The organism is Rhodococcus sp. IC4_135, from assembly GCF_011602025.1.
GTDB lineage: Bacteria > Actinomycetota > Actinomycetes > Mycobacteriales > Mycobacteriaceae > Rhodococcus_F > Rhodococcus_F baikonurensis.
Genome location: NZ_JAAOLG010000061.1, coordinates 1 through 13165, shown reverse-complemented (window position 1 = coordinate 13165; position 13165 = coordinate 1). Strand labels below are relative to the sequence as shown.

Genomic DNA, 13165 nt, shown 5'->3' with positions numbered 1-13165 from the left:
AGGAAGACAGCCGGTAGCCCCCCTTTGTCCCACCGATGACTGCCGGCCTTGCCCCTCGGTGCGGGCGCCGACGCAGGCCCTGATCGGTAGCCGGCGGATCTGCTTGCACTGCGGGATTTTCGCCTTGACATTGCCCTATGGGGGAAGGTGGACAGTGGTTTCAGCAGAGCAGTTGGAACTTCGCGGCGCCGTGACACGAGCAGGGTGGCGCCGTGCTGAAGGGAAGCCGGGTATGTCCTCCACACCGAAGAGTCAGAGCAGTTTCCTCCACCTCGCTGTGGGTGGGTTCGTGATCTTGCACGTGCTGTGCTGCGGGTTGCCGCTGTTGATCGCCGCCGGAGTCCTCGGCGGGGTGGGAGGCGCGAGTTTCGCGGCCGGCTACGGGTGGTCGGCCGCCGGTCCGGGCCTGCTGGCCGTGGGGTTGGTGATTTGGTTCATCCGGCGCCGCGGTGCAGGTACCGGTGGTGATGGGACTGATTGTTGCGCCCCCGACCGGCATTCCCTCCCCCGCGACGAGCACGCACAGGAAATCCTGGACCGGGCACCGGCTGGGGCGGGCACGGAGGCCGGCAAGTGAGCAGTTCGTGGGGGTTGGCGTTCTTGGCGGGGATGCTGGCCACGGTCAACCCGTGCGGGTTCGCGATGCTGCCGACGTATCTGGCGTATTTCATCGGCGCTGACTCCCGCACGGGGGGCGCCCGACCGTTGTGGGCCGGGGTGCGTGCTGGGGCGGCGTTGAGCGCGGGATTCTCCATGGTGTTCATCGCCGCAGGCTTGTTGGTGGCGGTGGGGCTGCGCTCCATCGCCTCAGCCATGCCGTGGGCTGCGGTGGGTATCGGGGGCGTGCTGATGCTCGCCGGGCTGGGCATGCTGGCCGGGTGGCAGCTGTCCGGGTCCCGGTTGAACCTGAACCGGTTCCTCACACCGGACAAGCCCGGTTCCGGTCTCAAGGGGGTCTTCGGCTACGGGGTCGCCTACGCGGTGGCCGCGCTCTCGTGCAGTTTGGCGCTGTTGTTGGTCGTGGTGGCCCAGGCCACTGCCACGGGGAGCCTGGTCGGGTTGCTGGTCGTTTTCGCGGCCTACGCCGCGGGGTCCTCGGTGGTGCTGATGCTGCTGTCGGTCGGGGCGGCCTTGGCCCGCCATTCCCTGGCCCGGCGCATGCAACGGCTGCTGCCGCTGGTGCACCGCCTGAGCGCGATCGCGCTGATCCTGGCCGGTGTGTACCTGGTGCTCTACTGGCTCCCGGCCCTGTCCGGCGGGGCGGCCGGGTCGCTGCTGGGCTTTTTGGCCGCACCGATCAGCGCATCCAGTGTCGCTGTCACCGAGCTCGTGGCACGCACCTGGCCTGCACTGACTGCCGCAGCCATCCTCGCTGTGCTCCTCGCCGCCGTCCTGTCCCGGCACCGCCGTCCCAATCCCCGGACCGGACGCCCCGCCCGGGAAGCCGAGGACAACGACGACGACCCGGCCTCGTGCTGCGCGCCGGACCCGCAGGCCCTGGAGCCCTCCAGCGGCCGTGAAGACCAGCGAGGAAACCGATGACCCGCACCCGCAGCCGCCGCGTCTACACCCTTGCCGCCCTGTGCCTGGCCGCCGTGCTGGTGGCGGTCCTGGCGGTCATCGCCCTGAACCGGGGAAATCCGGCCTCTACTGTGGCCGGGGACGGGCCGGTGGAGATCACCTCCGTCGACGGCGAGGAGGTGACGGTACCCTCTGACCGCCCTACCATGCTCTACTTCATGGCCAGCTGGTGCGCCACCTGCATCCCGCAGGCGACTGCGATGGACGAGCTGGAGGAACAGTATGCCGATCGGGTCCGGTTCGTGGCCGTGGACGTGACCCCGGAGAACACCAAGACCGAGGTGGACGGGTTCCGTACCGCGGCTGGGGCCCCCGAGCACCCCTACGTCGTGGATGAGACCGGGCAGCTCACCAAGCGCTACGGCATCACGTCACTGGACTCCACCGTGGTCGTGGCCCCGGACGGTGAGGTCCTGGACCGCGCCGACGGCACGCCTATGAAGGCCGAGGCGCTGCGGGCATTCCTGGACGGAGCGCTCTCCTGACCTGGAACCCAGTTCGCCCCCCCTACCTCGACCGCTGCCTGCCCCGGCGTTGCACGGCCGATTCCGGCTGAACGCGTCCCTTGTCCGCGGCCGTGTTGGAAAACTGTCCTGTCGAAGGACACCTGGAGGTCGCTGTGCCCGGAAAGTCGATCGAGGAGAACCTGCCGGACGGTGCGGTGGTCCTGTCCGTGCCCGGACTGCGACAGGCACCGGTGCTCGGCGGCGGGTGCTGCGCTGTGACCGCAGAGGACGCGATCTGCGACGAGCTGGTCAGCTGGCCGGCGATCGTCTCAGCCACCATCGACCCGCAGGCGCAGACCGCCATGGTCGTCCTGGACCCCGAGATGGAGGACCCCCTCGCCGACGCCGTAGAGGCGGTGCGCGACCTGGGCTTCCCCGCCGTGGAGATTCTCCGCCGCGCCTGAGCGATCGGCCGCCTGCCCGTCCCGGATTCCGGCCCACCCCTTGACCTTCCCCCGATGGGGAAGGTGCACAGTGGGTTCAGCACACCAATGAGGAAGGCTTCTGTCGGGAGTTCTTCCCCCAACGATTCGTGGAGGTTCCATGCCTGACACTGCAGTTCCCGAGTTCGATCTGGCCATCATCGGCTCCGGTGGCGGGGCCTTCGCCGCCGCGATCCGGGCGACCAACCTGGGCCAGCGAGTGGTGATGATCGAGCGGGGCACCGTCGGGGGCACCTGCGTGAACACCGGGTGCGTGCCGTCGAAGGCGTTGCTGGCCGCCGCGGACGCCCGCCATGTGGCCCTGGACGCGTCCGGCCGATTCCCGGGGATCAACGTATCCGCCGGGCCGGTGGACATGCCCGGGCTGATCGCGGGCAAGGACGCCCTGGTGGAGGGGATGCGCTCGGAGAAGTACGTGGACCTGATCGAGGACTACGGGTGGGACCTGCGCCAAGGTGACGCCTCTTTCACCGGCGACGCCGAGGACCCGGTGCTGGAGATCACGAACGCGGACGGGGCCGTGGAGACGGTGCGGGCCCGCCACTACCTGGTGGCCACGGGCTCACGTCCGTGGACTCCGTCGATTCCCGGCGTGGAGGAGGTTGACTACCTCACCTCCACGACCGCGATGGAACTGCAGGAGGTCCCGGAGTCGATGATCGTGCTCGGCGGGGGCTACGTGGCCCTGGAGCAGGCCCAGCTCTTCGCCCGGCTGGGCTCGAAGGTCACGGTGCTGGTCCGCTCCCGGCTGCTCTCCGGCGAGGAGCCCGAGGTCTCGAAGACGCTCCTGGGTGTCTTCGCCGATGAGGGCATCCAGGTGGTGCGCCGGGCCGCGGTCGAGTCCGTGGCCACCGACCCGGCCACCGGTGGTGTTGTCGTGGCCGCCACCACGCGGGCCGGGCGCCAGGAGTACACCGCGGACCGGCTGCTGGTGGCCACCGGACGCCGGGCGGTCACCGAGGGCCTGGGCCTGGAGACGGTCGGGGTCGCCACCGGGGACCGTGGGGAGATCGTCGTGGAGGACACGCTGGCGACCTCCAACCCGCAGATCTGGGCGGCCGGGGATGTCACCGGGCACCCGGAGTTCGTCTACGTGGCCTCGGCCCACGGGGTCACCGCGGTGGAGAACGCCTTCAACGACACCGGGCAGCGGATCGACTACACCCACCTTCCCCGGGTCACGTTCACATCCCCGGCCGTGGGCGCGGTGGGGATGACGGACAAGCAGGCGCGGGAGGCGGGCATCCGGTGCGAGTGCCGGGTCCTGCCCCTGGAGTACGTGCCGCGGGCGCTGGTGAACCGTGACACCCGGGGTTTCGTCAAGATCGTCGCCGACGCCGATACCGGGCGGATCGTCGGGATCACCGCGGTGGCCAAGGAGGCAGGGGACCTGGCCGCGGCCGGGGTCTACGTCGTGTCCGCGGGGATGACGGTGGACCAGGTGGCGACCCTGTGGTGCCCGTACCTGACGATGGCCGAAGGTCTGAAAATCGCCGCCCAGTCCTTCCGCACCGACGTGTCCAAACTGTCCTGCTGCGCCGCCTGAGGCCCGGACCATTTCAAACGCACCAGTCCGCCGGAAGGAACGACCATGACCGATTACGACCCCCACGAGGTCACCGAGCGGTTGAGCACCGCCGAAACCGGGATGCAGCCGTGGCTGTGGTTGCCGCTGCTGCGGCTGCTGGCCCAGGGCGACCCGGTGGACCCCCAGGACCTGGCGGCCGCGGTGGGCCGCCCGGCCGAGGAGGTCCGTGGCGCCCTGGAAGCGGTGCCCGACACCGAGTACGACGGTGAGGGGCGGATCATCGGCCTGGGCCTGACCCAGCGGGCGACCCCGCACCGCTACGAGACCGGCGGGGAGCAGCTCTACACCTGGTGCGCCCTGGACACTCTGATCTTCCCCACCCTGTTGGGTGCGGCGGCACGGATTGAATCGGCCGACCACGCCACCGGGGCGCCGGTGCAGATCCACGTCGACGGCTCCGGGGTCACGAGCGTGGAGCCGGCCAACGCCGTGGTCTCCCTGGTCAATCCGGAAGACCTCAGCTCCATCCGCTCGGCGTTCTGCCACCAGGTTCACTTCTTCGCCTCCACCGACGACGCCGCCCCCTGGCTGGAGAACCACCCCGGGGCCACCGTGATCCCCGTGGCCCAGGCCTACCGGCTGGCCACCACCATGGCCGAACAGATGCTCGCCCAAGTCCCCACCGAGACCTCCGGCAACGGGGCAGGCTGCGGCTGCTGACACCGCATGTCCTGCCCCGACACGGGCTGGGGCCGCACGACGAGTTCGACGAGTAGAACCGAAAGATCCACCGAATCTGAAGGAGAAACATCATGAGCGAACATTTCGACGTGGCAGTGCTGGGCATGGGCCCCGGTGGTGAGGTCGCGGCCAGCCGCCTGATCCAGGCGGGGAAGAAAGTCGTGGTCTTTGAGCGGGAGCTGATCGGTGGGGAGTGCGCCTACTGGGCGTGCATTCCCTCCAAGACGGTGCTGCGCCCGGCCGAGGCCCGCACCGAGGTCCACAAGGCCGCCGGGGTGTCCGGGGCCGAGGTGGACTGGGCGTCCACCCGCGAGTACCGGGATTACATGATCCGCGACCTCGACGACTCCGCCCAGGTCGAGGGCCTCGACAAGCAGGGTGCGACCGTCATCAAGGACGAGGCCCGCCTCACCGGCCCCGGACGGATCCAGGCCGGGGAGCGGGAGATTACCGCCGAGCACATCATCATCGCCACCGGCTCCGAGGCCGTGATCCCCCCGCTCGAGGGGATCGAGGAGATCACCGCCTGGACCAACCGGGAGACCTACACCACCGACGACCTGCCTCAGCGCGCCGTGATCGTCGGCGGCAGCGCCGTCGGGGTGGAGACGGCCACGTTCCTGGCCCGCTTCGGGGTGCAGGTCACCCTCATCCACCGCGGGGACCGTCTGCTGGGTCGTGAGGACCCCCGGGTGGGGGAGCTCGTCCACGACTACCTGGCTGAGACCGGGGTCGACATCCGCCTGGGCGCCTCGGCGGCAAAGGCTCGCCGGGACGGTGAGGACAGCGTCATCGAACTCGACGACGGCACCGAGGTGGCCGCCGACGTGGTGATCTTCGGCACCGGCCGCAAACCCCGTACCAAGGGCCTGGGCTTCGAAGACGCCGGGGCACGCCTGGGCGAACACGGCGAGGTCCTCATCGATGAGCACGCCCAGGCCGGGCAGAACCTGTGGGCGATCGGCGACGTCACCGGGGTGATGCCCTTCACTCACGTGGCGAAGTACCAGGGGCGGATCGCCGCCGATGCGATCCTGGGCCGGGCCCACGCCGCGACCTATGAGGGGATCCCGCGGGTGGTGTTCGCCGACCCGGAGATCGCCGCCGCCGGGCTCACGCAGCAGCAGGCGGAGCAGCGCGGGATCCGCACCACCGCCACCGAGCTGGACTTGTCCAACGCCATCGCCCGGCCCTGGACCTACGAGCAGGACCCGCGCGGACACCTCGGGCTGCTGGCCGACACTGAGCGGAAGGTGCTGATCGGGGCGTGGGCGATCGGCCCGCAGGCCGGGGAGTGGATCCACCAGGCCTCCCTGGCCATCCGGGCGCAGCTTCCGCTGGAGACCCTGTTGGACCAGGTCGCCCAGTTCCCCACCTACCACGAGGCCTACCAGGCCGCCCTGGAGCAGCTGGAGGTCTGACGCCCCCGGCCCGACTCCACGTGCCACCCCGCCCCGTCCAGGTAAGGATCACCGTGAACGTCTCGGAAGCACCTGAAGACCGGCCCGCCCCGGAGCCGACCGGACAGGACCCGGGTGCCGGTGTGCACGGTGGGTTCCCGGACATCGGTGCCCTGGCCCCGCTCGGTGACGGGCTCTCGGCCGCCCTCGTCGGCCCGGACGCGGCCGTGGAGTTCTTCTGCCCGTTGCGCTTCGACGCCCCCGCGCTGGTGTTCCCTGTGCTGGACCGCCGGCGCGGGGGCCGGCTGAGGTTCGGCGCGGTCGCGTCTTCCGGTGCTGCGCTGCCGGTGACCCGGCGGTGGTACCGGCCCGGCAGCGCGGTGATGGTCCTGGAGTGGGGTGGGGCCTCAACGACCCTGGCGCGGATGAGGATGGCCATGACCTGGCCGCCCCCGCAGCACGGCCAGGAAATCCTGTGGGTGCTCGAGGGCGTCAACGGCTCGGTGGATGTCGAAGCGGTCCTGGAACCCCGGCCCGGGTTCGGGGCCACACCCGTCGATCTGAGCGTCAGTGACGGGCTGGTCACCCTCGCCTCCGAGGCTGAACCGGTGCAGTTCGCCGTCTCCGGCCTACAGCTGGACGACCGAGACGGGGGCAGCGCCGGCGGGCAGGCGGTGCTCCACGCCGGGGACCGGTGGGCCGGGCGCCTGATGATCGGGGCCGGGGCAGGTCCCTGTACAGCGGAACCGGAGGAGGTGGCCGCAGCACTGGAGGCCACCGATGAAGCGTGGCGGCAATGGTCCCAGAACCTGGTCTATGAGGGCCCGGCCCGGGAGGCGGTGATCCGCAGCGCGATCACGCTCAAGCAGCTGATCTACGCCCCCAGCGGGGCCGTGACGGCCGCGGCCACCACGTCCTTGCCCGAGCAGATCGGCGGGGAACGCAACTGGGACTACCGCTACACCTGGTTGCGCGATGCCAGCTTCACCCTCAACGCCCTCTACCAGCTCCAGTGCTACCCCGAGACCAACGCCTACGCCCGCTGGCTGTGCACTGCCACCGCCGGGGCCGGACTGCCGTTGCGTGTGCTCTACCGGGTGGACGGGGTCACCGAGATCCCCGAGTCCTCCCTGGCGGAGGTGACCGGCTACCGCGGCAGCACCCCGGTGCGGGTGGGCAACGAGGCCGAGACCCAGCTGCAGCTGGACAGCTATGGTGAGCTGCTGGACTGCCTGAGCATCTGCGAGGTGTTCGGCGATGACGTGATGCGCACCGAATGGCCGCACTTCCGCCAGCTCGTGGACTTCGTCGCCGAGCACTGGCAGGAGCCCGACAGCGGGATCTGGGAGGTCCGCAACCACCCACGCCACTTCGTCCACTCCAAGGCCTTGGCCTGGACGGCCCTGGACCGCGGCTGCCAGCTGGTGGACACCTACGGGCTGGACGGGGATCTTCCCCGGTGGCGCGCAGCAGCAGACCAGTGCCGCCAGGAGGTCTTCGACTCCGGAGTCACCGACGGGCACTTCACCCGCGCCTACGACGACCCGTCCATGGACGCGAGTCTGCTGATGCTGCCCATCATCGGGTTCATCGACGGTGACCACCCGATCATGACCAGAACCATCGAGGCCGTCCGCGCCCAGCTCACCCCGCATTCCACCGTCCACCCCGGGCTGCTCTACCGCTACCGCCTCGACGGGCCCGACAGTCTCGGGGACGGGCTGGCCGGCACCGAAGGGGCATTCACCATCGCCAGTTTCTGGCTCATCGAAGCCCTCGCCCTGGCCGGGAACACCCGCGAAGCCAACGAACTGTTCGAGACCCTGGCTGCCCTAGCCGGGGACCTGGGCGCCTTCGCCGAGGAGATCGACCCCGCCACCGGCGCCCAATTGGGCAACACCCCGCAGGCGTTCACCCACATCGGCCTCATCAACGCCGGCCTGCGCCTGGCCGGAACGTCCGCCAAAGGACAGGCCCCCGCATCTGCGGCCCCGGCACCCGCACCACGGACCGGTTGACCGTTCCGCTGCCCCTGAAATCCTCCGGTCATCACCCCGGGCACCGACGTTAGGCACAACGATGGACGACACTGTCTCGACTCTGATCATCTTTGGCGGCACCGGTGACCTCGCGTCCCGGCTGCTGCTGCCGGGCCTGGGCCGGCTGCTCACCGAGCAACCGGACCGGCGGATCCGCCTGATCGGCTCCGGCAGAAGCCGGACCGGCGGATCCGCCTGATCGGCTCCGGCAGAAGCTCGCGCAGTGACGAGCAGTGGACCGACACCGTCCGGGAGGCCTTCGACACCGTCGAGGCGACCGGGCCGGCTGTGGAGCACGCACTGGCGGACACCCGTTACCTCAGCGCGAACACGTCCTCGGCTAAGGACCTGGAGCAGCTCCTCGAGTCCTCCACCGGGATCCCGGCCCTGTACTTCGCCCTGCCCCCGGCCGTGACGGCCAAGGCGGTGGAGACCCTCAAGGAGGTCGAGCTGCCCGCCGGGACCGTGCTGGTGTTGGAGAAGCCCTTCGGCACCGACCGGCGGAGCGCGGTGGAGCTCAACGGTCTGCTGGCGCAGCTCGTGCCCCAGGAGCAGGTGTTCCGGGTCGACCATTTCCTGGGTACTTCCACGGTGCTCAACGTGCTGGGTATGCGTTTCACCAACCGTCTGTTCGAGCCGCTGTGGAACCGCGACCACATCGCCCGCGTGGAGATCGTCTACGACGAGGAGCTGGGCCTGGAGGGCCGCGCCGGGTACTACGACGGCACCGGAGCGATGGTCGACATGCTCCAGAGCCACCTGCTGCAGGTCATGGCGCTGATCACCATGGAGGCACCCACCACCGTGGAGGCGACCGAGCTGCGGGCCGCGAAATCCCAGGCGGTACGGGCGGTCCGGCTGTGGGGTGAGGACGCCGTCCGGGCGAGCCGACGCGCCCGCTACACCGCCGGCACGATCGGCGACCGGGACCTGCCCTCCTACGTGGACGAAGACGGAGTGGACCCTGGCCTGGAGACGGAGACGCTTACCGAGGTCACCATCGAGGCCGACACCTGGCGCTGGGCCGGGGTGCCGTTCACACTGCGGTCCGGAAAGGCCATCGGGAATCCCCGCCAGGAGGTCGTCGTCACCTTCCGTGAGACCCCGCGGGTGCCCGGCGGGCTGCGCGGCGCCGAGGACCCCACCGTGCTGCACATCGGGCTCGGCTCCCCCACCATCGCCCTGGAACTCAACGTCAACGGCCCCGGCGACCCCTTCACCGTCGACCGCGCAACCCTGGCCACCGACATCGGGGAGGGCCGGCTGAATCCCTACGGCGAAGTGCTCCAGGGCATCCTCGACCGCGATCCCACGCTCTCCGTGCGCTCGGACGCCGTAGAACACTCCTGGGGCATCATCGACCAGATCCGCGACGCCTGGCAGGCAGGCCAGGTCCCTCTGGAGGAGTACCCGGCCGGGTCCCCCGGCCCGGACTGGAGCGCCGCCCACGAGGAGCAGCGGTGACCCAGCGGCTGGTCGTCATCGGCGGGGACGCCGCGGGGATGAGCGCGGCCTCGGCCGCACGCCGCCAGCGGGGGCGCGACGAGCTCGAGATCGTCGCCTTCGAGCGCGGCAACTACACCTCGTACTCCGCGTGCGGGATCCCGTACTTCGTGGGGAGGGACGTCGCCGAGGCCACGGATCTGATCGCCCGCACCCCGCAGCAGTTCCGCGACAACCACGACATCGACGCCCGCACCGGCCACGAGGTCCTCGACATCGACCTGGACCGCCGGGCCGTGCTGGTCCGCGAGCTGGCCGCCGGCCGGGAGACCTGGGAGGGCTTCGACCAGCTCATGATCGCCACCGGCGCCGTGCCCGTCCGCCCGTTGCTACCCGGCATCGGCGCACGCGGTATCCACGGTGTGCAGACCCTCGACGACGGCCTCGCCCTGCGGGCCGCACTGGAGCGGGACCGCCCGAAGCGGGCGGTGGTCGTCGGCGCCGGCTACATCGGCCTGGAACTGGCCGAGGCGCTGTGCGCCTGGGGCGTGGAGATCACCGTGATCGGGCGCGGCCTCGCCCCGCTGCCGGCGCTGGACCCGGACATGGGCGGCCTCGTCGCCACCGCCATGGACGGCTTCGGGATGCAGCTGCGCCTCGACGAGACCGTGACCAGCTTCGACATCCACGACGGGAAGGTCACCGCGGTGGTCACCGACCGGGCCACCGTTCCCACCGATCTCGTGATCCTGGGGCTGGGGGTGGCCCCGAACACGGCCCTGGCCGCACAAGCCAGGATCCCCCTGGGCGCCACCGGGGCGATCGCCGTGGACCAGCGGCTGCGCACCGGGATCGAAGGGGTCTGGGCGGCCGGGGACTGCGTGGAGAAGTTCCACCGCGTGTCACGCCGCCACGTCCGGATGCCCCTGGGCACCCACGCCAACAAGGAGGGCCGCACCGCCGGGATCAACATCGGCGGCGGCTACGCGACCTTCCCCGGAGTGCTCGGCACCGCCGTGACCAAGATCTGCAACGTGGAGGTCGGACACACCGGGCTCGGGGAGCTCGAGGCGCGCGCTGCTGGCTTCGACCCCGTCACCGCGGTGGTCGACTCCACCACCCGGGCCGGCTACTACCCCGGCGCCAAGCCCATCCGCACCAAGCTCATTGCCGAGCGGGGCACGGGCCGGCTGCTGGGGGCCCAGATCGTCGGGCAGGAGGGTGCGGCCAAGCGCATCGATGTGCTCTCCGTGGCGCTGTGGCACGAGACCCCCGTGGAGGAGCTGCTCAACATCGACCTGTCCTATGCCCCGCCGTTCTCCCCGCTGTGGGATCCGGTCCTGATCGCGGCCCGCAAGGCGTGGCAGGCCGTCGAGGACGACCGTTCCCACACCGAACCCTGACAGCCACCGGAGCCGCCCCCCGATGAGCCGGAGCGAAGGCTACCCCACACAGAGACCTTCCACTATTGTGGAAGGTCCAGGAATCATTCTAGGACCGGGAGGAACTATGCGTATCGGAGAGGCGGCCGCGGCCGTCGGGATGACCACCAAGGCGCTCCGGTTCTACGAGAACCAGGGGCTGCTCCCACCGGCCGAGCGTGCCGCCAACGGCTACCGGGACTACACGGACGAGACCCTCGACAGGCTGGAGTTCATTCACCGCGGCAAGGTCGCCGGACTGCCCCTGGCCGAGATCCGCGACATCCTCCGGGTCCGCGACGCCGGGCAAGCACCCTGCACCCATGTGACCGAACAACTGGCCCAGCAACTGGCCGGCCTGGATCGGCAGATCGCCGAGCTCACCGTCGTTCGGGAAGCCGTAGCCGAGCACTACAGAAGAGCCGCCGAAGGCGACCCCGACCAGTGCGACGCCCAACGGATCTGCAGCTACCTGTGACCCCGGCGACCACGATCTTCACGCACGCCCAGACCAGCAATCCCCTGCAGGAAGGGGCTCATCCTGTCGGGCTCCGCCCTGAGTGATCGCCTGCCACCACGCATGACGGGAACCGCGCCGCCGCCTCCTCCGGGGTCCGGCGGGTGCGGCTCCTACCTCCACGGACAACCCGCCTGCACCCAGGCCTGCCGCATGACCGGATGACCGACATGCGACCCCCCGGGGATGAGGGGAGTCGGGTGCGGCGCCGACCACACGCCGAGAATGCAGGGAGCGCCTACGGCGTTATGCCATGAGAACAGATGGTGTCTGAGCGCCCGGGCGCTCAGACACCATGCGGTTACAGCCAGCCGGCGGGGTCGACGGTCTGGCCGTTGACGACGACCTCGAAGTGGAGGTGGCAGCCGGAGGCGTTGCCGGTGGCCCCGGCGATCCCGATGAGAGCACCGGCCCCCACGGACTGACCCGTCTGCACCCCGAGGCTCTGAAGGTGGTTGTAGGTGGTCTGCAGGCCGTTTCCGTGATCAATGACGATGCGGTTACCGCCCCCATAGGCGCTGAATCCCGCTTCGGTGACCGTCCCGGCCGCCGAGCTGAGCACCGGGGTGTCGCACCCTGCCGCGAAGTCGACACCCGTGTGCAGTTCCGCAGCCCCACCGGTCAACGGGTTGACTCGGTACCCGAAAGGCGAGTTGGCCACCATGTTGGCCACGGGCGCACTGAGCCGACCCACCGGCGCCGACGCCGGGACCACCGCCGGTTCGGACACCGATGCCGGCGCCACCGACATCGTCCTAACCGGTTCAGGAGCAGAGGCCGGTGCCGGCGCGGGAGCAGGTGCCGGCGCGATCACAGGAGCCGGGGCGCCGACAGGCCCGCCCACCGCCCCATCAGGGGTCAAGGCGATGACGTCGCCGGGATAGATGATGGTCTCCCACCCCATCCCGTTGAGGGCGAACACCGCTTCCACCTCCACCCCGTAAGCGTCCGAGATGGCCCCCAACGTGTCACCCGGCACGACCTCGTGCGTGACCGGCACCTCCTCGGAGACGGTTTCTTCACCGGTCACTGCGACGACGTCGCCCGGATAGATGATGGTCTCCCACCCCATCCCGTTGAGGACGAACACCGCTTCCACCTCCACCCCATAGGCGCTCGAGATGGCCCCCAACGTGTCACCGGGCACGACCTCGTGCGTGACCGGCGCCCCCTCGGAGACCACGGTCGCGGCAGGCGAGAGGCCGCCGGTGGAAAACGGGCTCGCCGCCTCGTGGGAGCCGGTTGTCTCCGTCGCGTTGGCCGGCAGCCCCCCACCCAAAAGCAGACCCGTGGCGGCGAAGGCCACAGCTGCTGACCGGCCGATGTTTCCAGCCTCCGAGGTCACGGCACGTGAAACGGCCTTCATCGGACGCAGGCGCGCCGAGGTCGCACGGTGACGCGCTGAACGGTGATTCCTGGACAAGATGCACCTCTCCCAATGCCTGCGAAGTTAGCTGTCGGACTCGGATGGGATCATCCGGACACTCGAAGAACCGCGGAACGATCCCCCAAGCGGCTTAGCCCCAAGAGCTTCCTGCGAAGCCCA

Annotated in this window: 13 protein-coding genes; 12 read left to right on the top strand and 1 reads right to left on the bottom strand. The window is 70.0% G+C overall.

Going from position 1 to position 13165, the window contains the following annotated elements; translation table 11 throughout:
• Nucleotides 1-232 precede the first annotated feature (232 nt).
• The 12 genes from G8767_RS33955 to G8767_RS33905 all read left to right on the top strand — a co-directional run bounded on the left by G8767_RS33955 (nucleotide 233) and on the right by G8767_RS33905 (nucleotide 11580).
• A complete protein-coding gene (locus G8767_RS33955; RefSeq protein WP_047269537.1) occupies nucleotides 233-577 on the top strand; it encodes a hypothetical protein in 345 nt (114 codons plus the stop codon).
• Complete coding sequence (locus G8767_RS33950) at nucleotides 574-1542, top strand: cytochrome c biogenesis CcdA family protein (RefSeq protein ID WP_047269527.1); 969 nt, start codon at nucleotides 574-576, stop codon at nucleotides 1540-1542. Before G8767_RS33955 ends, G8767_RS33950 begins: the two co-directional genes overlap by 4 nt.
• Entirely contained in the window at nucleotides 1539-2066 is a 528-nt protein-coding gene (locus G8767_RS33945) for a TlpA disulfide reductase family protein (RefSeq protein ID WP_047269528.1), read from the top strand. The genes G8767_RS33950 and G8767_RS33945 overlap by 4 nt, the downstream gene beginning before the upstream one ends.
• A gap of 134 nt (nucleotides 2067-2200) precedes the next feature.
• Nucleotides 2201-2491 carry a hypothetical protein gene (locus G8767_RS33940; RefSeq protein WP_058228552.1) on the top strand — a complete coding sequence of 97 codons (291 nt, stop codon included), beginning with the start codon at nucleotides 2201-2203 and terminating at the stop codon, nucleotides 2489-2491.
• Nucleotides 2492-2630: 139 nt separating this feature from the next.
• Nucleotides 2631-4076 carry a mercury(II) reductase gene (gene merA / locus G8767_RS33935; protein ID WP_047269530.1) on the top strand — a complete coding sequence of 482 codons (1446 nt, stop codon included), beginning with the start codon at nucleotides 2631-2633 and terminating at the stop codon, nucleotides 4074-4076.
• A gap of 45 nt (nucleotides 4077-4121) precedes the next feature.
• A complete protein-coding gene (gene merB / locus G8767_RS33930; RefSeq protein ID WP_047269531.1) occupies nucleotides 4122-4778 on the top strand; it encodes an organomercurial lyase MerB in 657 nt (218 codons plus the stop codon).
• Between the two features lie 92 nt (nucleotides 4779-4870).
• On the top strand, nucleotides 4871-6220 hold the full coding sequence (locus G8767_RS33925) for an NAD(P)/FAD-dependent oxidoreductase (RefSeq protein WP_047269532.1): 1350 nt from the start codon (nucleotides 4871-4873) through the stop codon (nucleotides 6218-6220).
• Nucleotides 6221-6273: 53 nt separating this feature from the next.
• Complete coding sequence (locus G8767_RS33920) at nucleotides 6274-8217, top strand: glycoside hydrolase family 15 protein (protein ID WP_206030020.1); 1944 nt, start codon at nucleotides 6274-6276, stop codon at nucleotides 8215-8217.
• A gap of 61 nt (nucleotides 8218-8278) precedes the next feature.
• The gene (locus tag G8767_RS36115; protein ID WP_240952987.1) at nucleotides 8279-8437 is read left to right on the top strand and encodes a hypothetical protein; all 159 of its coding nucleotides are present in this window, start codon (nucleotides 8279-8281) and stop codon (nucleotides 8435-8437) included.
• Nucleotides 8428-9702, top strand: a complete 1275-nt coding sequence (locus G8767_RS33915) for a glucose-6-phosphate dehydrogenase (RefSeq protein WP_346843065.1) — start codon at nucleotides 8428-8430, stop codon at nucleotides 9700-9702. The genes G8767_RS36115 and G8767_RS33915 overlap by 10 nt, the downstream gene beginning before the upstream one ends.
• On the top strand, nucleotides 9699-11084 hold the full coding sequence (locus G8767_RS33910; RefSeq protein WP_047269534.1) for an FAD-dependent oxidoreductase: 1386 nt from the start codon (nucleotides 9699-9701) through the stop codon (nucleotides 11082-11084). Before G8767_RS33915 ends, G8767_RS33910 begins: the two co-directional genes overlap by 4 nt.
• 106 nt (nucleotides 11085-11190) lie before the next feature.
• Nucleotides 11191-11580, top strand: coding sequence for a heavy metal-responsive transcriptional regulator (locus G8767_RS33905; RefSeq protein ID WP_047269535.1), 390 nt, complete (start codon nucleotides 11191-11193; stop codon nucleotides 11578-11580).
• Between the two features lie 340 nt (nucleotides 11581-11920).
• Here the strand turns inward: G8767_RS33905 and G8767_RS33900 are convergent, their stop codons facing one another.
• A complete protein-coding gene (locus G8767_RS33900) occupies nucleotides 11921-12985 on the bottom strand; it encodes a LysM peptidoglycan-binding domain-containing M23 family metallopeptidase (RefSeq protein WP_080961060.1) in 1065 nt (354 codons plus the stop codon).
• Nucleotides 12986-13165 lie beyond the last annotated feature (180 nt).